At 58.5% G+C, this 22,509-nt stretch carries 20 protein-coding genes; 6 read left to right on the top strand and 14 right to left on the bottom strand.

The window, feature by feature from the left end; all coding sequences use genetic code 11:
• Position 1: 1 nt before the first annotated feature.
• Positions 2–1,378: a polysaccharide biosynthesis tyrosine autokinase gene (locus ACTQYB_RS02040; RefSeq protein ID WP_321046129.1), complete on the bottom strand. Its 1,377-nt coding sequence runs from the start codon at positions 1,376–1,378 to the stop codon at positions 2–4.
• A gap of 148 nt (positions 1,379–1,526) precedes the next feature.
• On the bottom strand, positions 1,527–3,407 hold the full coding sequence (locus ACTQYB_RS02035) for a DUF4012 domain-containing protein (protein ID WP_441481729.1): 1,881 nt from the start codon (positions 3,405–3,407) through the stop codon (positions 1,527–1,529).
• Between the two features lie 334 nt (positions 3,408–3,741).
• On the opposite strand from ACTQYB_RS02035, the gene ACTQYB_RS02030 reads away from it, so the two are divergent.
• Both ACTQYB_RS02030 and ACTQYB_RS02025 read left to right on the top strand, forming a co-directional pair.
• On the top strand, positions 3,742–4,362 hold the full coding sequence (locus tag ACTQYB_RS02030; RefSeq protein WP_321046126.1) for a hypothetical protein: 621 nt from the start codon (positions 3,742–3,744) through the stop codon (positions 4,360–4,362).
• Between the two features lie 90 nt (positions 4,363–4,452).
• A complete protein-coding gene (locus ACTQYB_RS02025; RefSeq protein ID WP_321046125.1) occupies positions 4,453–4,992 on the top strand; it encodes an arsenate reductase/protein-tyrosine-phosphatase family protein in 540 nt (179 codons plus the stop codon).
• 387 nt (positions 4,993–5,379) lie between these two features.
• Here the strand turns inward: ACTQYB_RS02025 and ACTQYB_RS02020 are convergent, their stop codons facing one another.
• The 6 genes from ACTQYB_RS02020 to ACTQYB_RS01995 all read right to left on the bottom strand — a co-directional run bounded on the left by ACTQYB_RS02020 (position 5,380) and on the right by ACTQYB_RS01995 (position 8,036).
• Positions 5,380–5,631: an IS3 family transposase gene (locus ACTQYB_RS02020; RefSeq protein ID WP_441481728.1), complete on the bottom strand. Its 252-nt coding sequence runs from the start codon at positions 5,629–5,631 to the stop codon at positions 5,380–5,382.
• Positions 5,613–5,900, bottom strand: a complete 288-nt coding sequence (locus ACTQYB_RS02015) for a hypothetical protein (RefSeq protein WP_441481727.1) — start codon at positions 5,898–5,900, stop codon at positions 5,613–5,615. The genes ACTQYB_RS02020 and ACTQYB_RS02015 overlap by 19 nt, the downstream gene beginning before the upstream one ends.
• Entirely contained in the window at positions 5,855–6,538 is a 684-nt protein-coding gene (locus tag ACTQYB_RS02010; protein ID WP_441481726.1) for a helix-turn-helix domain-containing protein, read from the bottom strand. Before ACTQYB_RS02010 ends, ACTQYB_RS02015 begins: the two co-directional genes overlap by 46 nt.
• Before the next feature lie 110 nt (positions 6,539–6,648).
• On the bottom strand, positions 6,649–6,993 hold the full coding sequence (locus tag ACTQYB_RS02005; RefSeq protein ID WP_441481725.1) for a sugar transferase: 345 nt from the start codon (positions 6,991–6,993) through the stop codon (positions 6,649–6,651).
• The gene (locus ACTQYB_RS02000) at positions 6,947–7,495 is read right to left on the bottom strand and encodes a sugar transferase (RefSeq protein ID WP_441481724.1); all 549 of its coding nucleotides are present in this window, start codon (positions 7,493–7,495) and stop codon (positions 6,947–6,949) included. The genes ACTQYB_RS02005 and ACTQYB_RS02000 overlap by 47 nt, the downstream gene beginning before the upstream one ends.
• A gap of 22 nt (positions 7,496–7,517) precedes the next feature.
• Positions 7,518–8,036 (bottom strand): hypothetical protein, encoded by a 519-nt coding sequence (locus ACTQYB_RS01995; protein WP_441481723.1) that lies wholly within the window; start codon positions 8,034–8,036, stop codon positions 7,518–7,520.
• A 44-nt stretch (positions 8,037–8,080) separates the two neighbouring features.
• Between ACTQYB_RS01995 and ACTQYB_RS01990 the strand changes: the two genes are divergently transcribed.
• The 3 genes from ACTQYB_RS01990 (at position 8,081) to yddG (ending at position 9,668) form a co-directional block, all read left to right on the top strand.
• The gene (locus ACTQYB_RS01990; protein WP_441481722.1) at positions 8,081–8,218 is read left to right on the top strand and encodes a hypothetical protein; all 138 of its coding nucleotides are present in this window, start codon (positions 8,081–8,083) and stop codon (positions 8,216–8,218) included.
• Positions 8,219–8,311: 93 nt separating this feature from the next.
• A complete protein-coding gene (locus ACTQYB_RS01985; protein WP_304326630.1) occupies positions 8,312–8,479 on the top strand; it encodes a hypothetical protein in 168 nt (55 codons plus the stop codon).
• Between the two features lie 184 nt (positions 8,480–8,663).
• Positions 8,664–9,668 carry an aromatic amino acid DMT transporter YddG gene (gene yddG, locus ACTQYB_RS01980; RefSeq protein ID WP_441481721.1) on the top strand — a complete coding sequence of 335 codons (1,005 nt, stop codon included), beginning with the start codon at positions 8,664–8,666 and terminating at the stop codon, positions 9,666–9,668.
• 675 nt (positions 9,669–10,343) lie between these two features.
• Here the strand turns inward: yddG and ACTQYB_RS01975 are convergent.
• From ACTQYB_RS01975 to ACTQYB_RS01950, 6 genes are all read right to left on the bottom strand, one after another.
• Entirely contained in the window at positions 10,344–10,754 is a 411-nt protein-coding gene (locus tag ACTQYB_RS01975; RefSeq protein ID WP_441481720.1) for a peptide deformylase, read from the bottom strand.
• A gap of 111 nt (positions 10,755–10,865) precedes the next feature.
• Positions 10,866–11,711 carry a phosphatase PAP2 family protein gene (locus ACTQYB_RS01970; RefSeq protein WP_441481719.1) on the bottom strand — a complete coding sequence of 282 codons (846 nt, stop codon included), beginning with the start codon at positions 11,709–11,711 and terminating at the stop codon, positions 10,866–10,868.
• 209 nt (positions 11,712–11,920) lie between these two features.
• The gene (htpX, locus tag ACTQYB_RS01965; RefSeq protein ID WP_033507543.1) at positions 11,921–12,895 is read right to left on the bottom strand and encodes a zinc metalloprotease HtpX; all 975 of its coding nucleotides are present in this window, start codon (positions 12,893–12,895) and stop codon (positions 11,921–11,923) included.
• Between the two features lie 370 nt (positions 12,896–13,265).
• The gene (locus ACTQYB_RS01960; RefSeq protein ID WP_441481718.1) at positions 13,266–14,726 is read right to left on the bottom strand and encodes an FAD-dependent oxidoreductase; all 1,461 of its coding nucleotides are present in this window, start codon (positions 14,724–14,726) and stop codon (positions 13,266–13,268) included.
• A 248-nt stretch (positions 14,727–14,974) separates the two neighbouring features.
• The gene (locus tag ACTQYB_RS01955; RefSeq protein WP_441481717.1) at positions 14,975–17,320 is read right to left on the bottom strand and encodes an HAD-IC family P-type ATPase; all 2,346 of its coding nucleotides are present in this window, start codon (positions 17,318–17,320) and stop codon (positions 14,975–14,977) included.
• A gap of 763 nt (positions 17,321–18,083) precedes the next feature.
• A complete protein-coding gene (locus tag ACTQYB_RS01950; RefSeq protein ID WP_441481716.1) occupies positions 18,084–19,772 on the bottom strand; it encodes an MFS transporter in 1,689 nt (562 codons plus the stop codon).
• Between the two features lie 628 nt (positions 19,773–20,400).
• Here ACTQYB_RS01950 and tet(W/N/W) point away from each other — a divergent pair.
• A complete protein-coding gene (gene tet(W/N/W) / locus ACTQYB_RS01945) occupies positions 20,401–22,320 on the top strand; it encodes a tetracycline resistance ribosomal protection protein Tet(W/N/W) (RefSeq protein WP_441481715.1) in 1,920 nt (639 codons plus the stop codon).
• Positions 22,321–22,509: the final 189 nt, after the last annotated feature.

Genomic DNA, 22,509 nt, shown 5'->3' with positions numbered 1-22,509 from the left:
CTTATTCCTTGTCACGCTTCGTCCCATGGGACGACGAGGCACGGCGCGCGGGCTGCTGCTTGTTGTCGTCCTCATAGTAGTAATAACCGCCCTTCTTGCCTCGGTGCGCACTCTTCACCATGTTGAACACCACGCCGGAAGGTTCGGCGCCGACCAGTTCAAGTTCAGTGGCGACTTCCTTCAGGCCCTTCTTGGTGGACACGTTCTGCGCGACCACCAACAGCATAGTGCCGCCGGCCTTGGTGAACATGGCAGCATCCGTCGTCACGTTCATCGGCGCGCAATCGACGATGACGCTGTCGTAGTGCTCGGCGGCCTTCGCCAGGAACGTGTGCATGGCCTGGGAGTTGATCAGAATGGACGGGTTGGCCTGCTGCTCGCCTGCCGGAAGCACATGGAAATTCGGCTTCCAGTACTTTTGAATGGCGGTCTCCAGCGAAGTCTTTCCCGCAAGAACATGGGCCAGGCCGATCTTGCCGTTGATGCCCAATGAGGCATCAACCGAAGGTCTGCGCAAATCAGTGTCGACCAGCAGCACACGACGGCCCTTTTCGGCGATCGCGGAAGCGAGGTTGACCGCGACCGTGGTCTTGCCCTCGTTCATGTCATCGGAAGTGACCACCGTGATGTTCGACATGCTCGTCTTGTCCGGCGTGATGAAGTCGAGGTTCATGGCAAGGCGCCGAATGGTTCCCGCCGCGATACCGGCCGGATTGGCGATGACCACCGGCGACGTGCCTTTGAAGACGTCGGTCTTGGGAATGTTGGAGATGATGGGGGTGTGCATGATGCGCTGCACGTCTTCGGCCTGGCTGATGCGCCTGTCCGCAAGGTCGACGACCACGATGACCATCAGACCGAGCACCACGCCCGCCAGAGTCCCCTCGAACCACATTTTCTTGACATTCGGGGAAACGGGAGTGGACGGGGTCTCCGCCTGGCTGACGATCGACAGCTCGACGTCGCTCAACCTATCGTTCTTGCTGCTCGCATAGCTGTCGTTCTTGATCTGCTGCACCAGGCTCGCGTACACGGAATTGGCGATGTCGGCCGCCATCTTGGGATTCGTACTCTGCGCCGTGATTGTGATGAATCCGTTCTCGTCGCTCGAAGCGGTCAAGGAAGACGCCAATTTCTGCACCGTCATGTTCAGACCGAGCTTGTCGATCACCGGCTGCAGCACCGACGGAGCCGTGGCGACACGCGCCACAACACCCAATTTGCTGCCGTTGCCCACACTGTCTCCGGCTGAAGCGGCATTGCCAATCGCAGTCATCGACGCGGAATACACGGGAACGACGGAATGCACCAAACCACCGGTGACGCCCAAACTGGCCAGCAGCACAATCACGCCGAAGATCCAGCGCCTTTTGATCATTTGAAGAATATCAGCAACAGTCAATGCTCGCTCCCATTCGAAATCTTCTCAATCTATATGATATTTAATCAGGAAGGGTGACCACCGACATGTAGAAAGACCTCTTCCAAATGTATTTTTTGTACATTTTGTACATATATAACACCCTTCACCGAAGCAACGGAGTCTGATTGATAGTCAACATGGACTGATTGCCATTGGCGATCGTCTGCACCTTGAAGGTGTACGAATACCGCTGCCCTGGGCTCAGGGCGACCTGCAACGCGCCCACGGTGTGCCCGTCGTGCGTGGTCAGCAAATCGAAGTTCTTCTTCCCGTCCGGCAGATTCCAGCTCACCAGTCGGCCGCTGGCGGGCGCGTAATTGAACACGTTGACGCCGATCTGCCCGGCCTGCATGCCATTGGCCAGATCGCCGAGAACGTACTGCGGCGTGGAAGCCACCTCATCGGCGCTCATCGTGTTGGTCAGCGTCACCTTGACTTGATAGACCTTGGAGCCGTCCTCATTCTCATGGTCGAGCTTCGTCGAGACCGAGCGCTTCAGATACCAGTCCATCTTCGACTGGCCCAAATCATTGAGGTACACTCCGACGGACGGCTTGGCGGGAGTGTCGTTCAGGCCACCGCTGATCGCGGTGTCGTCGATGCGGTTCTGTTCGGCGCTGTGGCTTGACCAGAACGAGATGTGACGGCCCTGCGCGCTGGATCCGACACCCATTACCAGACGCACCAGATTGCCGCTGCCGATCACCTGATCGAACACGGCCCGCACGGTCTGGGAGAAGAACTCGTTCTGCCAGTTGCTGTCATCGGAGCGCGCATACACATCATGCAGAAGCACCTGCGTGATATTCGAACCGTCGAGCACGGTGCCGTCGGACATCGTCACCGCACCGACGTTCTTCAGCATATCCTGCAGCGCCACGACGTCCACTCCGATGACGCCATCTATCTGCTGGCCATCATGGGTGCGCTCCCACAGGGCCTTGGCGGCCTCGCCAGCCCGCGGGGAATCCGGAGTCAGGTTCACGTCCTGGGCGATCCTGCCCATCATGTCGCTGAACAGACCCCGCTCCTCGTCGGTCAGCGAGACGACCGACTGGTCCTGAGCCGCGATGGTGGTGTCGGGCACGAATCCCTGCAGCTGGATATGCCCCTGCCGCACCGTCAGCACGCCCCAGGAACCGGGTATGCCGCCAGTGGCGCGCAATTCGGCGTTGTTCTGCGCGAGAATCAGATAGTTGCGGGCCTGCGAGGAACTGTCCAGATTCAGTATCGACGGCGCGACGTCCGCGAAACGCGAATAGCCGTCTATCGTCTCTTCCCCGATATTGGAAATACGCTTCGCCTGCTCCACGATCTCGGACAGCTTGCCGATGTGCCCACCTTCGACCGCCTGCATATCCGTATTGGCCTTGTTCATGGCCACGTCCGCGATTTCCAGATTGGTTGCGGCGTTCTGCACGCCCGACAGGTTCACCGTGCCGTTCTTCAACGAAACCGCGTTGAAATCAATCACTTTCACCGCATTGCGCAACTGCGGCATGACGTTGTCTGCGATGTCGTTCGCCACGGCCACCGTGTCCCGCACGGCCTTGACGTCCTTGCCATAATACGGAACATATTCAAGCACCGTCCACCCCGGGCTCTTCATCTGACGGTACACGCCATTGATATGGTCGGACAGATCATCAAGCGACCGCATCATCAGCGCCTTGTTCACCGTGCCTTGGGACATATCGACCGAAGACTGCAGCTGCTGTACGGAGGAGACCGCGTCCTTCGCCTCTTTGACCATGACGAACGCGCTTACCGCCAAGTAGCCCAGATAGGCCACAAACGCCAGCATGAGTGCCAAGGCCACGCGAACGATACGCCTATGGCGTAGACGCCTACGCCGTTGTTCCAACTGCTCGCGCGTCAGTTTCCTGCGTCGGCGATTGTCATTCGGATCATCAATGACGTTGGAGTAATCAGGTGCGATCACATCTTTTTCATCATGCCGCCCATCCTGCGAGAGCGCGTCCATAAATACCTCTTAATTACCGCCTGCCAATGTGTTTGACGCATGTCTGCACGCCCGTTCCTCAACCTTAAACCGCCCATCAACGCGTGCAAATTCCGCCGAGGGCACAGTATACTCATCAGCCGGTCCAACATGGTCCCTTCAACGACCAAAACACACCGTTCGCATCTCCAAAAAGACTACAAATGTTTAGATATACCCCCTCGGAGGAGGAAACACCGAATCACCCTAAATGCACGCCGAATGTTAAGCCTCTCTATAATTACAAAATGGTCTATGTGATGGGTCACCCACTTGAACCACACGATTTACGCGCACAAGAAGAGGTGGGAAATCAATGAAAAAGATTCTGTCATTAATTGCGGCTATTGCAGCAGTTTTGGGCTTTGGCTTCGCAGCAGCAACCGCATCGGCGGATCAGTACGCACCGACCATCAATCCTAACGAAATCAGCTACGACGCGAGCACCGGCACCATCAACGTGACCGTGCACTCCAGCGGCGCCGTCGAGCAGGGTTACAAGTACGCCTACGCACAGTACGACCACACGCAGGTCTCCGACGTGAAGCTCGTGTCGGATTTCGACACCGTCAAGTACCTTGGCGAGGTCTCCTCCGATGATTTCAAGCTTGCGCTGGAGCTTACTGACAGCGCCCGCAAGAACGCGGGAACCGTGAAGTTCAAGGTGTACCTGTCCAAGGAACACCTTTCCACGGCTGACCTGTTGAAGAACATTAACAATGAGGCGTTGGTGAAGGTCGTGCCCAACAGCGCCGACGCCAACAACAACACTTTCGAAGTGACGATTCCGGCTGTGGGCGAGATCACGAACAACAACAGCGGCACCAGCGCAACCACCGCCAAGACCGGCGCCTCCGTGGCACCGATCGCCTTCGGCGTAGCGGTTCTTGCCGCCGCCGGATTCGCACTGGCGTTTGCACGCAGGCGCAACAACTGAGTCCAACTGCCTCAAGGCTTCCGATTCTCCGAGCCGAAAGCCTTTTCTTTTCCTTCCAATACTTTTGTCCTCTTCCATGGAGCAACAATCATGCGCATCATGTTCGTCTGCCACGGCAACGTCTGCCGTTCGGCGTTATCGGAATACCTGCTTCGCGACGCTTTGCCGAATGCGACGGTCACCAGCAGCGGACTGCTGTATCTCGAAGGGCATCCCATGGAGCAGCATTACGTGCGGGAACTCGCCTCCCGCCACATCGACGGCACCCCGCACAAGTCGCGCCACATCACCGATGCGATGGTCGATGGCAACGATGTGATCCTGGCGTTCACGGACGCCCAGCTCAGCGAGATCCTGCAGGAGTATCCGATGGCGGCACGCAAGACGTATCTCATCGACGATTTCGCCAATCTTGCGCACGCATGTCTCTCCGACGGGGATTTCGCACAGGCGACGACCCTCGGGGAGCGTTTCGAAATCATGCAGATGAACGAACCGTTCAAGCGGCCGACACTTCCGCGGGCGAAGGAGATCGAAGACCCTTACGGAGGCACGGACGCGCTTTACGCCGAAGTCGCGCAGACCATCGAAGCCGATATCCGCACCATCGCGGACGCGCTCACCAAGTGAATCGAGATTGGTGAAGCGGGCTGGGTTGGTTGACCGACTGACCGGTCAATCAGCCAACCCAAAAACTTGCTCTCTGCGGGAATTTTTCATATCGAATTCACTATGCGGACATTCTCAGTCCACGAAACGAACTCGCCACCTTACGACGCCATGGTGTTTCCCATATACACCATGGCGTGTTCTGTTGCGAGTTTTCCGCGTCATCGGCATCAACGTGGCGCCCACACCGTGGTTTTCACAGCTTCTCGCGGGCCTTGCGGCCACCGCCCTTGCGCTCGTGCCGCTGACCCTCGCGAACCTTTTCATACAACGCTGGATGTGGTGGGCCATAGGCAAAAAACGCCCATAAACCCGGGTATGGGGCTGCGGACATTTTCTTGGAGTTAATCACGCAGCCAATCCATGGCTCAGCCGGTATTGTACCGGGCTCATCCAACCAAGCGATTGCTTGATGCGATCGTGGTCGTACCAGTGGATGCACTCGTCAATCAACGCGAGCACCTCCCCACAGGTGCGCTCCTCCCACCACTCGGGGTAGACGGACCCGGCCCTCATCCCGCCGAAGAAGCCCTCCGCGGCCGCGTTGTCCGGCGAACGGCCCTTCGCGCCCGTCGATCTCGTCAGCCCGAACCGCTCCATGAGTTCCAGCCATCCCGACCGCTTATGGTGACGACCGCGGTCGGAATGCGCCAGAGGACGCGCGCCTCGGGCAACGTGACGGCCACCTTCTCCAGCATGGTGTCGGCGAGCTGCGCGTTGGGGCCGTATCCGGCTGTGTAGGCGACTATCTTGCCATCGTGGCAGTCGATTACCGGCGAGAGATACGCCTTGCCGTCCGCCGCCTTGATCTCGGTGATGTCCGTCAGCCGCTTCTCGTTGGGACGTTCTGCGGTGAAGTCCTGGGGCAATCAGGTTCCCACGGGGAGTCGTCTCGCCCCCCGTGGGAACCGTACCTGCGACGTCCGGGAACATGCGCCACGAGCCCGTCCTCGACCATGATCCGTCCGGTCACCTTCTCCGAGACGCCGGTTCTGAGCTCGGCCTTGATCCCGCGGTACCCGTAACGACCCTTGGACGCGGCGAACGCATCGGCCACCTCCCGCATCAACGCGTTCTCCAACTCCAATTCCTCGACCCTGCGGCGCAGCGCCTCCACGTCACCGTCATCGCCAGGGAGTCCGTCACGCCGCGGCCTCGACAGCGCCCCGCCGTCCTGCGCGGCGTTCCCGTTCCTGGTCGGCAACGCGGCCATGCCGCCCTCGCGATACGCCTTGACCCAATGGGCCACGGTGCCCACGCTCACGCCGAGCTGCCGGGCGGCTTGCTTCTGCCGCATGCCGCCCAATACCAGTTCGATCGCCTTCTGCCCGGTTTCCATGGGGATGATGGGACTCCTCATATGCCCGGCATGACGGGGATCCTTCGCCAGCCAGCGTTCCAGGCACTGCCTGGTCGGATAACCGAGACGTTCGACCACTTCGGCGGCTATCATTGATGTTGCGAGACAGGGTTCCACCGCCCGCTTGCGTTCCTCAGGACTGAACACAACCAAATCCTTTTGTTCGGTCTCCAAGAAAACGTCCGCAGCCCCCCTCCCCAACACCAGGAAAAACTGCCATTGTTTAACGAAATCTTACTGTTATACCTTGCCTTCTATCAGTATGCACCCTTATGAGTAACGACGGCACCGACAGTGCGGAAGAATAGCACAACGTCTCCCAACATGGACCAGTTCTGCACATAGCTGACGTCCAAAGACTCGGATTCTTCCTTACTCAAGTTGGATCTGCCAGACACCTGCCACGGACCGGTAATACCAGGCTTCACCAGCATACGAGTGGCATACGTCTGATTGTATTGAGCCACCTCCTCAGGTAACGGCGGGCGCGGGCCCACCACGCTCATGTCGCCCTTCAACACGTTCAGGAACTGCGGAAACTCGTCAATGGAGAACTTACGGATAAACTTGCCTACCTTGGTGACTCGCGGATCGTCCTTCATTTTGAATGATGAAACGACCATTCTGACCGGTTTCTTTCGCCAGTTCTGCCTTCATCTTGTCCGCGTTCACCACCATAGAACGGAACTTGATCATCTTAAACGGCTTGTCACGGCGCCCAACGCGAGTCTGCGTGTAGAAAATAGGACCGCCATCGGTAAGCTTGATAGCAATCGCAATAGGAACGGTAACAATCGCAGTAACAGTCACGGCAAACAGCGAAACCAGCACATCAAAAACGCGTTTTTTGCACATATCCCATGGCGAATACTGCGGCAGGCTGATCGTCATCACCGTCGTACCCTGAATCACACGGATGTTGGTCTCATGACCACTCACGTCCACTGCGGAAGTGACCACCGCAATCTCCAGATTCATGGTCTCCATGTCCAGCACGAACGTGTTGAAATTATCGGAGAAGCGCTGCATAACATCCGTAACCATCACCGTCTGCACGCCCATCGAAGCGGCACGTTCAGCGAAGTTCCCGCAATACGGCAGCATGGAGATGTCCCTACCACTGATCTTACGGATTCGTTCCTTGAAATCGGCAGACGCGGCAACGGCCTCCACAAGCCCAGTCCGCTCGTTCACCCCAATCGGGGCACACCGCAATGGCATGATAATTCAGCTGGCGCTTCTGGCTCAGAAATTCCAACGCATGCTCAATGCCATCAGGAGAACCAACCACCACGGTGCCATACGAATATGCGCCCTTTTCACGACTAGACAGAACAAACTGGCGGATAGTCAAACGCTCCAGCATGGTAATCAGGAATGCGCACAGCAACACCAAGCCGGTATGCACCAAAGGTATATAAACGTTGAGAATAGAATCAATTGCACAAATCATCAATCCCGTGAAAAACGTGCCTTTGACCAGTATCGCGTTCAACTGGTAACCGTCACCCATCACATGACGGTGGTACACGCCAACACTATGCAGGCAGTAGATCCAAATCAACGAGCAAGCAAGCGCATACAACCACAAACCAATATGGAAATGGAAACGGGAAGAATACAACGCTTCCCTGCCCTGCCACACATCGTATTTTCACTGATAAGGGGCTGCGGACGTTTTCTTGGAGAATGAGCGGAAGGATTGTTGCCGTGTCCGGTCGCGAGGAGCGCGAGCGGGCGGTGGAGCTGTATTTCACGACGTCGATGTCCACGAAGCAGGTTGTGGAGCATCTGGGGTATCCGACCAGGCAGTGCCTGGAGCGGTAACTGCATGCCGATCCACGGTATGCCGACGTCGTTCCCAAGCCTCCCATACCGTTGGGGACGCGGCGTCGCGCGGTGGAGCTGTGCCTGTCCGGCATGCAGCAGAAGCAGGCGGCCGCAGAACTTGGCGCCGGCACCGGCGCGGTGCATCATTGGATGAGACTGTACCGCGCCGGCGGAATGGCGGCGCCGGAGACCGGAACGGAGGGACGCCATGCCTCAGGCCGGAACCGAACACGAACTGCTGGGCGACGACCCGGATGAGCTGCGCCGGCGGATACGGGAGCTAGAGTTGGAGAACGCGTTGATGCGGGAGGCGGTTTTGTTCCGCTCCAACATACGCTCCGCACACCCGTCCGACACCGAGTGCCCGACCAAGTGCCGGGTGCCGAGCAACGGGTGCCGAACGGAACCGCGCGTCCAGCAATCCTAGAGGAGAGCCCCAGCCATGACGAACCGCACCACCGATACCGCCACCAATCCACTGCTCGGGCATGCGATTTCACATGGCGGCACGGTGATCGGTTTGTTCGCCGTCGTGTTATGGGGTTTCATGGCCGGTCTCATGCGGCTCGCCGCGGACGCGTTCGGAGCCACGCTCGGCGCCGCCTTGGTCTACACGGCCGGTGGTGTCATGCTGCTGCTCACCCGCCGCCCCAAACCGCTCTCCCAAGCGCCCCGCCGTTACCTGCTGCTCGGCGGCATCATGTTCATCACCTACGAGACGTCGATTTCCCTGTCCATCGGCCTTGCTTCGACCGCCGCGCAATCCGTCGAAGTCAGCCTCGTCAACTACCTGTGGCCGACCCTGCTGGTACTGTTCACGGCGGCGCTGTCCGGCCGAAAAGGCGCAGTCTGGCAGGCTTTGCCGGGAGCGATCATCGCCACGGTCGGCGTTGCGATGGCGGTGGGCGGCAACAGTCTGGACGTGCAGTCGGCCCTGCGCAATATCGCGTCGAATCCGCTGCCGTTCATTCTGGCGTTCGCCGGCGCTCTGATCTGGGCGGTGTACGCGGCGATCACGCCGAGCATGTCCGGCGGCTACGACGGCACGACGGTCTTTTTCTGCTGCGTGGCGGTCACCCAATGGATCATCCACTTCATGTCCGGCGACGGGATACCCGTGCAGGCTCCCGGGATTGGCGGCTATCTTGCGTTGATTGCGTGCGCCGTGTCGATTGCCAGCGGATACGCGTGCTGGGGGTACGGCATGCTGCACGGCAATATGGAAACGCTGGCAGTCGGATCCTATGCGACGCCGGTGTTTTCGACCGCATCCAGCACCCTGCTGTTGGGGGTCGCGCTTGGGCTGCCGTTCTGGATTGGCGTGGTGCTTGTGGTCACCGGCTCCCTGCTCAACGTGTGGTTCTCGCGGCGGGCACGAACGCGGGTGCGGCAGGCGCGGACATCGGGCGCGGCGCACATGCCAGACGCGAGCGGGGCGGCCAATTGATGAGCCGGGAATGAGCTAGGAATCTATCGACCTGCGATGATGACCTGCGCTGGAGACCTGCACTGATTCGCATCAATCCGTCTCGGTCTGTTTTCAATCCACATCGATCCGCATTCTGCAGTACCGATTCCGCAGTGCTGGTTCCGCAGTGCTGGTTCCGTAGTACCGGTTCCGTAGTACTCACTTTGTGAGAATCCACTCACACAACGGGCATCGCAACACCCGAAACCAGCAAATCCGATGTCTCCGCACACTGTTGTGTGAGGATTCGCTCACAAACCAGGTAACACGAACACCGAAACCGACAGAACCAGCACCTCCACACCCCACCGTGTGAGGATCCACTCACAAACTGCGCCCCATGACGGCCACCATCAATCCATCCGGCACAGCCCACACCCCACTTTGTGAGGATTCACTCGCACAACGGGCATCACAACGCCCGAAACCAGCAAATCCGACGTCTCCGCACACCGTTGTGTGAGGATTCGCTCACAAACCGCGACACCCGGAACTACTCGGAACCACCCAGAGCTACTCAAAACCACTCGGAACCAGCCGGAACTACTCGCAACCACTCGGAACCACCAGCCCGCCGCACGCCGCACGCCACCCACAGCACACCATGGTGCGGGAATCCCTCACACGCGACGAACAGCACCCGCCGCAGCCAACTCACACCAGAATGCCGTCGAGGTGGTCGACCTCGTGCTGGATGATCTGTGCAACCCATCCGGCGTAGCTGGTCACATGCCTGTGGAAGGAGTCATCCTGCCAGGCGACGGTGATGTTCTCGTACCGCTTGACCCGCGTCACGCCTTCCAGCGACAGGCACCCCTCCTTCGTGAGGTACATGCCGGAGCGCTTGATAATCACAGGGTTGACCATAACGACGTCTTTTTCACCCATCGTAACGATGATGATGCGCGTCAAACTGCCGATCATGTTGCCGGCCATGCCGACGCAATCGTCATGATGCGCGGCGAGGGTGTCGCGCAGGTCCGTGATCACCGCCGTATCATCCGCCGTCGCGGGCGCTGATTTCCGGGCAAGGAACGTCCTGTCCTTCACGATGTCACGCTGCATGATATCTCCTGTCCAAAGCTTTGTGCCGATTGGCGTTTGCCATCATACCGGCAGCCGCCGATGCGATTCGCGTGCCGACACAATCAACCGCGCCCGACGCACTCGCACCACTCACCGCGCGGGATCGCACAACCGGTACACGCACCACACGAGAACGGGTGTCAGAACGAGCGATGTGCACACGTCGGTCGGGTAGTGCACGCCGTAAATCACGCGGGACAGCGCGACGACGAACGGCACGACGACCAGAATGACCGTCAGCACGGTCCGCAGAACACGCCAGACGAGCGGCGATCGCGGCGATTGTGACGATTGCACTGTCGTGCCAGCCAGCCCGCGGGAATCCTTGATTCGCGCATCGATGACATGCAAGGCGAACAGCGCGAGCGACACGACCACCACCGAGCAGGCTGTGTGCCCGCTGGGGAAGCTCGGGTCGGGCATCAATGCGCCGCGGGCAGTGCTGGGCCGCGGCCTGTCAACAATCGTCTTGATAAGGCCGACGACCGCCATCGGCAACGCAGCCATAGCCAGCCCCCGCAACATCTGACCGGCGCTGCGCGTTACCGCCCAAATCACGCCAAGCAGCACGACAATCACCGGCACGGCCACCACCGCGGAGAAGCATACGGCGATGGTATGCGCTGCCGGCACGAACGCCGCCCAACGCGCGCCCGCGGCAAGAATCAGCCGCATTTCCGCGACATGGTCCGCCGTATTGGACCGCAATATCAGACCTTCGACGATGGCAAGCGCAACGACCGCAAGCGCGAGCGATACAATGCCGATTGACGTTCGGTGGCGCGAAATCGCATGCGTGGCGGACTGTACTGCGGTCTGCCCGGTCGCGACACCGATAGCGGCGTCATCAATTGCAACGTCATTGATCGCAACATCGCCGGGGAGTCCTTGGATGTCTTGGGATTCTTGAACTTCCTGTCGCCAAGTTTGTGCCACGGCCGAATCCTTTCATCCACATTCGCTGTCATTGCGTGCGTCTGCCGGCCAAGATGGCGGCGGCACGAACACGAGCCATTTAGCATACCATCGAAGAAATCGCCGGAACGCGACAATCGACTCGCCGGCACCAAGGCGTCACAACCGCCCGATTCTCAGCGTCGGTACAAGCTTCTGCCGACGCCCGGCACCCACCTTACTGTCGATAGTCAGCGGCCGTACTGGGAGTAAGCGGGCTGGGCGGTCTGCTGGTAGGGCACCTGCGGGGTCTCGCCCGGCATGGTGACGGCGGCGCCGTGCATTTCGTGGGCCATCTGCATCAGCCGGTTGATGCGGTCGGCGGTCGGCGGATGGGTGGAGAAGAGCTTCTGGAAGCCTGCCTCGCTGAATGGGCTTTCGATCATCATGGCTGCGGTGCTTTGATTTCCAGCGGTCGCGGCCATCGGATGCTCCTTGACGCCATACGAAATCTTGTACAGCGCGGATGCGAGCGCCTCCGGGTCTCCGGTCAGCTTGCTGCCGTCCTCGTCGGCGTCATACTCACGCGTCCTAGAGATCGCAAGCTGAATCAGCGACGCCCCGATCGGCGCGAGAATCGCACTCAATATGACCCCCAGGAAGCCCAGCGGCCCGGAATCGCGGTCATCGTCATCGCCACCGCCGAAATACATAAGCGCATAGCCAAGATATGTGATGACCGTCGCCATGGCGGATGCAATGGCCGAGGTGAGAATGTCGTGGTTGTACACGTGCATAAGCTCGTGACCGAGCACACCGCGCAGTTCGCGCTCGTTGAGGATCTGCAGGATGCCTTGCGTGCAGCAGACGGCGGCGTGATGCTCGTTACGGCCGGTCGCGAAGGCGTTGGGGCTCATGGTCGGCGCGATGTAGATGCGCGGCATGGGCTTGCCGGCGCGGGCGGACAGTTCACGCACGATCCGGTACAGTTCAGGTGCTTCCTGCTCGGAGACATGACGCGCGCCCATCGATGCGATGGAGATGCGATCCGAAAACCAGTATGAGATGAATGTGCTGGCCACACCGATGACGAGATACACCCCCAGCGTGTCCTGACTCGCACCGGTCAGCCACCATATCAGCATGATGATTGCCCACATCAGCCCAAACAGAAAGACTGTTTTCAAGCCGTTGCAGTGACCATGCACCTTCATGTTGCCGTTCATGGTGTTCACACTAAAAGCCGTCGCTGAGTTTTTTCTGAATACGCGCTTGATGTACGGCGCGATGGCTGTTCCAGATACGCGACGGCGGTGCCGCAACGTGCAAAAAACGTTGCGACACCGCCGTTTCTTGGGGTTATGCCGATGGGGTTCTGCGGCGCTACGCCTTCAGCTCAGCGCGTCCCGGTTCCGATCAATCCGGGATACCAGCGCGTCAGCGTGCCAACGCGCAATGCCGACCCGCCAAACTCGCCAGCATGCCAGACTGAAGACCCACCAGCGTGTCAGCCCGCTGGATCAGTCCGCCAGCGCCAGACCGCCAACTCATCAGTCCGCCGCCCGCATCACTTCACACGCGTCCACTTCGTCCGCATCACTCGGCGTGAGCGAGCGTACGCATCTGCTCAGGCTCAATGACCTTCTTGTGCTCACGGCCTTCCTTCGCGCCCTCGGAACGTTCGAACGCATCGATACGCTTCCATCCGGCGAAATCAATCGGCTCGACACCGCGTTCGGCAAGCAGTCGGTCGATGGATTCGGGATCGCGATCCGGGGCGATGCGGCCACCCTCGGCGGCCTTCGACAGGTCCTCAAGCATATTGGTGACGATCATCAGGGCGTCGGACTTCGTGGAGCCGATCAGGCCCACCGGACCGCGTTTCGCCCAGCCGGTCGCGTACAGGCGGTCTCGCACCTCGCCGCCTTCAGCCTCGGTGGTGATACGGCCGTCGCCGCCCGCGTTCGCCAGATGTGCGTGCCGCTCATCGTAGGCGATTCCGGGTGCCGTCGCAGGCTTGTATCCGATGGCATGGTAGACCGCCTGCACCGGGTAGTCGGTGAATTCGCCGGTGCGGTGCATCACGCCATCAGCTCCGGTTTCCGTGCGTTCCACACGGATTGCCTTGACTTTGCCGTCCTCGCCGAGCACTTCGGTCGGAGCGGAATTGAAGTGCACGTAGTATTTGCGGTCCGCGGGGTTGCCTTCGAAATCGACGTCGCCGTCATCTTCCATGTCTTCGGCCATTTCTCGGATTGCAAACAGCTCTTCGACCATCTGACGGGTCAGCTTGTTCTTGCCGGCTTCCTCGATGGTGTCGTCGTCAAGTTCGAAATCGTCCTCGTTGATAATCAGCTGGACTCCCGGCAGTTTCTCCATTTCACGAAGCTCCTGCACGGAGAACTTCGCCTGCGCGACGCCACGGCGGATGAACAGGTGCAGTTCGCGCGCCTTGTTGTTCTTGATGCCTTCGTACACATTGTCGGGAATGTCGGTGCGGGCCTTGAGATCGTCGGCGTTGCGCATGAGCTCGCGGGCGACGTCCATGGCCACGTTGCCGCCGCCGATTACGGCGACCTGCTGCGCGTCCAGCGGCCACGTGCGGGCGCCGGTGGGATAGCCGTCATACCATTCGACGAATTTTGCGGCGCCATACACGCCGTCCAGGTCTGCGCCAGGCAGATTCAGCGGCTTGTCCTTGACCGCGCCGGTCGCGAAGAGCACAGCGTCGTAGCGCTGCAGCAGATCGTCCAGCGTCACGTCCTTGCCGAACTCCACATCGCAATACAGGTGGATGTCAGGATTGTCAAGGGTTTTCTCGAGCGCATCCGCAATGAATTTGATGCTCGGATGGTCCGGGGCCACACCGTAGCGCACCAGGCCGAAAGGCACCGGAAGCTTCTCGAACAGGTCGATGCGGGCGTCCGTGCCCACGCCGAGCTTCTCGCCTTCCTTGCGCAGCTGGCGCAGGAAGATATCCGACGAATAGACGCCTGCCGGGCCGGCGCCGATCACTGCAATCCGCAGTCCATTCTTGTCATCATGTTGGTCAACCATGCGTTCCAGCCTAACGCAACCTCGGTAATTGCGGAAGATGTACGAGCGCCGTGCAGCCGGCCGATTACACCACGGACCGATAGCGAGCGCCCGAGCAGGATTCCGTCACAAAACTGCCCGCCGTGCGATCAATCAATCACACGACGGGCAGATACCAAGCAGAGAAAGAAGGAACCAGGGTCGCACCCCGCCGCCATGCGACTAGCGAGTCACGCAGCAGACAAATACCAACCCCGAAGCCCGACCCCCTACTCGCGATCGAGCAGCGCGGTCAGCGCCCACAGGATCGACACCACGTCAATCAACTCCTGCAAGAACGCGCCGACCACCGCGGGAATCAGATTGAACGCAGCGCACACCATGCCCACAATCGCCAGCGACAAGCCGGCAATCACCGCCTGCAGCATGACACGCTTGGTCCGCCGTGCAATCGCGATCGCCTTCGGCACGCATGCGATGTCGTCGTTCATGATGACCACTTGTGCGGATTCGGAGGCAGCGGTCGTCGTGCCATCGGTCATCGCCATGCCAATATCGGCAGCCGCGAGAACCGGAGCGTCGTTCACGCCGTCGCCAACCATCATCGACACCGGACGCGTGGTCGACTCGCCGACCAGCTTCTGGATGATGCGATCCCACCACGGCTGTGGAGCAACCTTGTCTTGGGCGGCGGAACGGACAGTATTCACCTTGTCTTCCGGCAGCAACTCGGAATGGACGTCGCTGATACCGACCTCGTCGGCGATGATACGGGCGCTGGGCTCCTTGTCGCCAGTCACCATCGTCAGATGTTTGACACCCAAATCGCGCAGACGCTGCAATGATTCCTTCGCATTCGGCCGCGGAATATCCTTCATCACGATACGAGCCGCAAGCTTGCCGTTCACCGCCACATACGTGGCCATCTCATCAGGGGCGAGACCGCCGTACCGGCTGTCCGGGAAGAAATCAAGCGGTGTAGCCGACTGAGGTTGCAAGCCGGCGTCCACCTGACCTTGCGTGACATATGCGAAACGTCCAACGCTGACGTCCAGCCCATTGACGGTGCCGGTAATCCCCTTGCCGGCATCCTCGTGGATGTTCTTGACGACCGGGTAATCACCGCGGCGATGCCCCGGATCGGTTGCGGGTTGCGCACAGTTGCGGTTGCCCTTGTCGAAGCGGTCATGCAAACGGTCGATTGCCGCCGCCCCCGCCTTCACAATACCTTTTGCGAGGATGTGCACGGAGTAGGTTTCCACGACCCCGGCGAGCATGAGAATATGATCCTTGTCGAGGCGGGCGTGGGCGGAGCCTGCTCCCGTCCCAGCGGCATCGGCTCCCGAGCCTCCAGCGACCACGGCAGCAGCGGTATTCGCGGCAGCGACAGCGGCGTCTCCCGCCGGTCTGCCCACCATGGCGGCCGTTCCGGCTTCGGTGACGCGCATCGGGATTCCGGCGCCGGCATCCGGCAGCAAATCAACGCGCACGACCTGCGGCTGCTTGACTGTCAGCGTGCCAGTCTTGTCAAAGAAGATATGTGAAACGCGGCCAAGATTCTCCAAAATATCCTGGGCTTTAATCAAAATCCCAGCCTTCGCCAAGCGACCAGTGCCTGCCATATACGCAACCGGGGCGGCGATGAGCAGCGGGCACGGCGTAGCAAGCACAAGCACCTGCGCGAACCGCGTCGGCACGCCGGACACACCCCACGCCACGCATGCGATGATCAGTGAAATCACTGTGAACGGCACAGCAAGGATATCCGCGGTTTTCACAACGGTCGCACGCGAATTCTGCGCTGACGCAACGAGTTCGAGAATGCGCTGGTACTGGGAGTCGTGCGACAACTGGGTGGCGCGCATGGTGAACGCGGTCGAACCGTTGACCGCCCCCGACATGACGCGGGCGCCGGCGAATACCTCACGCGGCACCGGCTCACCGTTGATATTGCTCAAATCGAGGGTTGCCTGGCCGCTCATCAGCACGCCGTCGACGGGGACGGTCTCGCCGGGAAGCACGGTCAGCACGTCATCCAGTTTGACTTCCTCGACGGGAATCGTGCGGAAGTGCACATTGCTGTCATCGGTCGCCGGAGCCGTTGAAGTATGGGAGTCATCGGCGCGGTCGGCACTTGTCGCGTCTGCGGTCTTATGGAAGCCGTTCTCGCCATGCTGCGCCCTGCCTGCCGCCGAGCCAACACCCGGCAGTGCGGCGACATGCGCGGTCTGCGGGGCAGCCTTGATCAGCGCGGTCAGGTTGCTTTCCGCCTTGGACTGCGCGTATTCCTCAATCGCCTCGCCGCTCCAAACCATAAGCACGACAGTCCACGCCGCCCAGTACTCGCCCACGGCGACCGTGGACAGAATCGCGATCACCGCGAGAATATCGACACCGACGTGACCGTGACGCAAATCATCCACCATGCCGATAATCGTGTCTACGACGGTATACGCGACCAACGCGATGATGATGTACTGGCCCAGTGACGGGTCAAGGGAACCGAGGGAATGGCCCCACGGCCGGAAACCCCACAGCAACGCAATCGGCAGCGCACTGATGATGGTGATTGGAAGAAGCGGTACTCGCTTGCAAAGATCGATGATGCGTCTCATCGTTTCTCCTTACGCTCGTATACGGGGCCGGATGCAAGGTGCTTGCACCCGGTTCTGCAATCACGCCTTGTTAACCCACCGACTGCGTTGTTGGTGCCGGGACTTGAATCCCGGGACAAGCGCCTCCGATACACGGCGTAAAGATGACATATTCAATTATGAAATTCAATTATCGCAACGCGCATGTGCGCGACTTCTGCCATGGTATCAGTTTGCGGACACCACGCGAGTCAGGCGCATATGGCGTGTCGCGCCGGACGGCGTCTGCGGATTGTTCGTCGGGGATCCCGCTGGAAATCGCCTGTCGCAAATCGCCCGCGGCAAGCGCAATGTCACAGGCAATCCGTCATGAGCCGCAGCCACGTTCCGCTTCGCTGCGACAGGATGCCGGCCACAGGCGATGACTCTCAGTCAATTCACAGAGAAACACGGGCGTGTTCAATGACTTGCCCGGTAGTATGCAAACTATCAGCGGGCATCCGCTGACCGGGCGCAAACCCGATAACTCAATCCCTTCTCTTCTTCTCTCTGACCCGGCGGTTCTCTTCTCCCCGCCGGGTTTCTCTTTTCTTTTTTGCGCAGGCGGCCCCACAGTGCGGCACACCACAATCCACCGTGGAAGCCCCGCCGCCGAACCGGTTACAGCGAGAGGTAATCAACGCAACCCGTTCAGGGAAGCACACCAACCAAGCGGCTCAGTAATACCAAGCCTGCTCCGCATAACCGGTTCGGGGAAAAGGATCGCAATCAGCGTCAGTGCCCGTCACTCATCCGCAGGCGCAACCGTAGTGACCATGTACCGCATCAAATCGGAACGGCTGATCACACCGACCACCTGCTTGCCATCCTCACCACCGGTAACCGGGAGCTTCTTGATGCGATTGCCGGCAAGCATTTCGCACACGCGACGGATCGTGGCATGTTCATTCACCGTGACCACACGATGCGTGCAGATCTCCATCACATTGGTCTGGCGCAAACCAGCCACGCGCTGCGTGAACTTGTCGCCCTGCACCCACAGCGCATAGACATACGCCATCGACGCCTTGTCATTCGTATCGCCAATCAGCGTGCGCATAATATCGCCATCCGTCACGAATCCGACAGCATGATGATGCTCATCGAGCACCGGAATGCCCGTCGTGCCGTTTCGCACAATCACCACAAGCGCATCGTAAGCGCTGTCGGCGGCGGTGACAGCATACACATCACGCTTCATCGCATCAGCAAGCGACGGCTCACCGGCATGCTCCAAATCCTGTTCGCGCGCTTCGGAAACCTCAACGCCGGCAGCCGCGGCCGCCTTCGCCTTAGCCTCAACCCGAGCAAGCGCAAGCGCAGCAATAAAGCCCAGCACATCCACCACGAACGCGACACGGCACGCGATATCGAAGCCCGCAGCCGTACCGACCGCAACAGACTCGCCAGACGCCTCATGAGCGGCGGACACCGCAGACAGAATCCCAACAAACACGGATGAACCCACACAACCAGCAATCTGGAAAGTCGTGGACACAATCGTCACGCCATGCGGATACATCCGGCGGTCAAGACTGGACAGCGCATACGACTGCGCAGGCCCCATCACGCAAGCGCAACCGGCAATCGCAGGCGCGTAAAGCAGTACAATCCGCACGCTGGTCGTCGAACCGCCAGTGAACGACAACGCCAGCACGAAGCACGCAATCACCGCCATACCGACACTCACCAGCCAGCCCACGCCGAAACGGTCAAACACCTTGCCCGCCACCGGCGACAGCACACACGACACAAGGCACGCCGGCAGCAGTGTGAGCGCCGCCTGCAACGGAGTGAAACCAAGCGCACTCTCCATGAACAGCGGCAGCAGAATATTCATCGAAAAGACCGTCATCAGCGCGGCGATCACCAGCAGCACACCCAGCACAAACGCGCGGTTGCCAAACGGCTCCAGATTCAGGAACGGCTCAGGAATACGACGCTGGCGCAACACGAAAACAACAAGCGCCACCACGCCGATAACCAACGCGACAACAGCGGCAACCAGCTGACCGGAGAACACCGTAGACACGCCGTACAGCAGGCCGATCAAACCGATGGCGGCGAGCACCACCGACAACGCATCCATATGTGGGTGCGTCAGCTGCGCGATATCACCGACCCACAGGACCGAACACACCAAGCAGATCGCAGACAAGGCGGCGAGCGCGAAAAACAGCGTATGCCACGTGCCATGCGCCAGCAGCGCGCCTGCCACAATCGGGCCGAACGCCGGGCCAAGTGTGGTCATCGCGCCGATGATACCCATGTAAACGCCAATCTTGTTCTTCGGCGCGACAGCGAGCGTCAGATTCATACCGACCGGCACGATCATACCGGTGCCAAGCGCCTGCACTACGCGCGCCACAACCAGAATCGCGAAATTCGGTGCGACTCCGCCGATAATGCTCATGTACGGTAAGGAAGCAAGCAACCGAAAACAAGAGATAGACCGCCAGCACTACACTATTCCGAACCAAAGACCAAAAGATAAGCATTGTGGGAAAATCTAAACTTTTGGATTTTCCTACAATGCCAACTACGGCGGAATCCCTCCCACTCCTTATATCTTTCTGTATACATTGAATTTGTATTTAGTAAAATGCAGACAACACCACGGATCGGCTTTTGGTTGGACAATTCCAACCAAACACCACAGCAGACAGCAGAAAACATTCTGAACGCTAGGAAGCCGGTATGATTGTTACATATAAGGGGAAGAAAAATTTCTTTTAGGTACTTGCTTTCCTAAAACTGATGTGATACAATGGTTTAGTCCAGAAAAGGAGTAAAAAATATGCGGCAAGATATTCTTAAATAAAACTATAATCAAATAGTGGGAACAAAGGATTATGATAGCTCCTTTTGTAGGGGCTTAGTTTTTTGTACCCAATTTAAGAATACTTTTGCCTTATCAATTTTGACATATCCCCAAAAACAGCAATCACAAACAGGTGTATGCTGTATATGTGTATGTCCGCAACTTATAATCCCCAGTGGTAAAAGTATTTTACTGCTGGGGATTTTTATGCCCTTTGGGGCTGTAAAGGGAGGACAATCACATGAAAATAATCAATATTGGAATTCTTGCCCATGTAGACGCTGGAAAGACGACCTTGACGGAGAGCCTGCTATATGCCAGCGGAGCCATTTCAGAACCGGGGAGCGTCGAAAAAGGGACAACGAGGACGGACACCATGCTTTTGGAGCGGCAGCGTGGGATTACCATTCAAGCGGCAGTCACTTCCTTCCAGTGGCACAGATGTAAAGTCAACATTGTGGATACGCCCGGCCACATGGATTTCTTGGCAGAGGTATACCGCTCTTTGGCTGTTTTAGATGGGGCCATCTTGGTGATCTCCGCTAAAGATGGCGTGCAGGCCCAGACCCGTATTCTGTTCCATGCCCTGCGGAAAATGAACATTCCCACCGTTATCTTTATCAACAAGATCGACCAGGCTGGCGTTGATTTGCAGAGCGTGGTTCAGTCTGTTCGGGATAAGCTCTCCGCCGATATTATCATCAAGCAGACGGTGTCGCTGTCCCCGGAAATAGTCCTGGAGGAAAATACCGACATAGAAGCATGGGATGCGGTCATCGAAAATAACGATAAATTATTGGAAAAGTATATCGCAGGAGAACCAATCAGCCGGGAAAAACTTGCGCGGGAGGAACAGCGGCGGGTTCAAGACGCCTCCCTGTTCCCGGTCTATTATGGCAGCGCCAAAAAGGGCCTTGGCATTCAACCGTTGATGGATGCGGTGACAGGGCTGTTCCAACCGATTGGGGAACAGGGGAGCGCCGCCCTATGCGGCAGCGTTTTCAAGGTGGAGTACACCGATTGCGGCCAGAGGCTTGTCTATCTGCGGCTATACAGCGGAACGCTGCGTCTGCGGGATACGGTGGCCCTGGCCGGGAGAGAAAAGCTGAAAATCACAGAGATGCGTATTCCATCCAAAGGGGAGATTGTTCGGACAGATACCGCCCATAAGGGCGAAATTGTCATCCTTCCCAGCGACAGCTTGAGATTAAACGATATATTGGGGGACAAAACCCAACTTCCTCGTGAAATGTGGAGTGATGTTCCCTTCCCTATGCTGCGGACGGCGATTGCGCCGAAAACGGCAGAGCAAAGAGACCGGCTGCTGGACGCTCTTACGCAAATTGCGGATACTGACCCGCTTTTGCACTACGAGGTGGATTCCACCACCCATGAGATCATTCTTTCTTTTTTGGGCCGGGTGCAGTTGGAGGTCGTTTCCGCTTTGCTGTCGGAAAAATACAAGATTGAAACAGTGGTAAAGGAACCCACCGTCATTTATATGGAGCGGCCGCTCAAAGCAGCCAGCCACACCATCCATATCGAGGTGCCGCCCAACCCGTTTTGGGCATCTATCGGACTGTCTGTTACACCGCTCCCGCTTGGCTCCGGCGTACAATACGAGAGCCGGGTTTCGCTGGGATACTTGAACCAGAGTTTTCAAAACGCTGTCAGGGATGGTATCCGTTACGGGCTGGAGCAGGGCTTGTTCGGCTGGAACGTAACGGACTGTAAGATTTGCTTTGAATACGGGCTTTATTACAGTCCAGTCAGCACGCCGGCGGACTTCCGCTCATTGGCCCCGATTGTATTGGAACAGGCATTGAAGGAATCGGGGACGCAGCTGCTGGAACCTTATCTCTCCTTCACCCTCTATGCGCCCCAGGAATACCTTTCCAGGGCTTATCATGATGCGCCGAAATACTGTGCCACCATCGAAACGACCCAGGTAAAAAAGGATGAAGTTGTCTTTACTGGCGAGATTCCCGCCCGCTGCATACAGGCATACCGTACTGATCTGGCCTTTTACACCAACGGGCGGAGCGTGTGCCTGACGGAACTGAAAGGGTATCAGGCCGCTGTCGGCAAGCCAGTCATCCAGCCCCGCCGTCCAAACAGCCGCCTGGACAAGGTGCGCTATATGTTTCAGAAGATAATGTAACGTCTTGCGCAATGCAAGCGTTCATTGCTGGCTATTGCGAAATATCATTGATAAAATCAGTATCAGAGAGGAGAAACTGGGCTATAGGAACTAAACGTGGTGTTTTAGACTTCCATTTTTGGTTAGTGGACGTGTCCTTTGCGGATGTAGAATCCAGGTTCGTTCGTCGGATCGTCGTGGTTGTTCGCC

This window comes from Bifidobacterium sp. LCP19S3_E9, from assembly GCF_052121135.1.
Classification (GTDB): domain Bacteria; phylum Actinomycetota; class Actinomycetes; order Actinomycetales; family Bifidobacteriaceae; genus Bifidobacterium; species Bifidobacterium thermacidophilum.
Note: the sequence above shows the minus strand (reverse complement) of the source record. Positions and strands in the feature narration are given on the sequence as shown.

Bases quoted from the DNA above. Each gene is read 5' to 3' on its own strand.
- ACTQYB_RS02030 (WP_321046126.1), top strand. From the start codon at position 3,742: ATGAAAAAGATTCTGTCATTAATTGCGGCTATTGCAGCAGTTTTGGGC.
- ACTQYB_RS01975 (WP_441481720.1), bottom strand. From the start codon at position 10,754: ATGCAGCGTGACATCGTGAAGGACAGGACGTTCCTTGCCCGGAAATCA.
- ACTQYB_RS02020 (WP_441481728.1), bottom strand. From the start codon at position 5,631: ATGGAGCGGTTCGGGCTGACGAGATCGACGGGCGCGAAGGGCCGTTCG.
- htpX (WP_033507543.1), bottom strand. From the start codon at position 12,895: ATGAACGGCAACATGAAGGTGCATGGTCACTGCAACGGCTTGAAAACA.
- ACTQYB_RS01960 (WP_441481718.1), bottom strand. From the start codon at position 14,726: ATGGTTGACCAACATGATGACAAGAATGGACTGCGGATTGCAGTGATC.
- ACTQYB_RS01985 (WP_304326630.1), top strand. From the start codon at position 8,312: ATGCAGCAGAAGCAGGCGGCCGCAGAACTTGGCGCCGGCACCGGCGCG.
- ACTQYB_RS02040 (WP_321046129.1), bottom strand. From the start codon at position 1,378: ATGATCAAAAGGCGCTGGATCTTCGGCGTGATTGTGCTGCTGGCCAGT.
- ACTQYB_RS01955 (WP_441481717.1), bottom strand. From the start codon at position 17,320: ATGAGACGCATCATCGATCTTTGCAAGCGAGTACCGCTTCTTCCAATC.
- ACTQYB_RS02025 (WP_321046125.1), top strand. From the start codon at position 4,453: ATGCGCATCATGTTCGTCTGCCACGGCAACGTCTGCCGTTCGGCGTTA.
- yddG (WP_441481721.1), top strand. From the start codon at position 8,664: ATGACGAACCGCACCACCGATACCGCCACCAATCCACTGCTCGGGCAT.
- ACTQYB_RS01990 (WP_441481722.1), top strand. From the start codon at position 8,081: ATGAGCGGAAGGATTGTTGCCGTGTCCGGTCGCGAGGAGCGCGAGCGG.
- ACTQYB_RS02000 (WP_441481724.1), bottom strand. From the start codon at position 7,495: ATGCTGCCGTATTGCGGGAACTTCGCTGAACGTGCCGCTTCGATGGGC.
- ACTQYB_RS02005 (WP_441481725.1), bottom strand. From the start codon at position 6,993: ATGAAGGACGATCCGCGAGTCACCAAGGTAGGCAAGTTTATCCGTAAG.
- ACTQYB_RS02035 (WP_441481729.1), bottom strand. From the start codon at position 3,407: ATGGACGCGCTCTCGCAGGATGGGCGGCATGATGAAAAAGATGTGATC.